General features: G+C 34.5%; 1 protein-coding gene. It reads left to right on the forward strand.

What is annotated here, in order from left to right; translation table 11 throughout:
• A partial coding sequence (locus MOY_RS17300; protein WP_009101882.1) for a hypothetical protein occupies positions 1-566 on the forward strand: 566 nt, incomplete at both ends.

Below are 566 nucleotides of genomic sequence, written 5' to 3' on the forward strand. Positions count from 1 at the left end.
TATCAAAAAGCACCAATCAAAGACGTATGATAGAGCCAATGATTATGCAGTTGATGGGGTATTGCATTATGCGAATTTTCTTTGCAGATCATTCAATGTTCTTGCAATCGGTATATCAGGTCAAACACGAGCAGAACTCAAAGTTACAAATCTTATCATTAGAAAGGGAAAGTTTAATAAATTTGATCTACTCGAAGATACCAGCTCTAACCCTGTTAGCTCGATTCTAGGATACAAAAATTACTTCGATTTATTCATATATGACCCGCAAATTCATGCGCAAAAAGAGAGAGATGTATTAGATTTTTCGAAAGCTCTTCACAACTTTATACGGGATTATGCACATCTAAGCGATGCAGAGAAGCCTTTAATTGTGAGTGGTATTCTTCTTGCACTTAAAGATGATGTATTTTTGGGTGCTTATGCTAGCTATCCAGATGATCGTTTACCTAAATACACTTTAGATACAATACATGAGGTAGTAGACAACCAAAACATACCAAATTCTAAAAAACTTGGTATTAAGCAACAATATGGTTTTATCCAAACCCATACAAAATTAATCG

This window comes from Halomonas sp. GFAJ-1, assembly GCF_000236625.2.
In the GTDB taxonomy this organism is placed as follows: Bacteria; Pseudomonadota; Gammaproteobacteria; order Pseudomonadales; family Halomonadaceae; genus Vreelandella.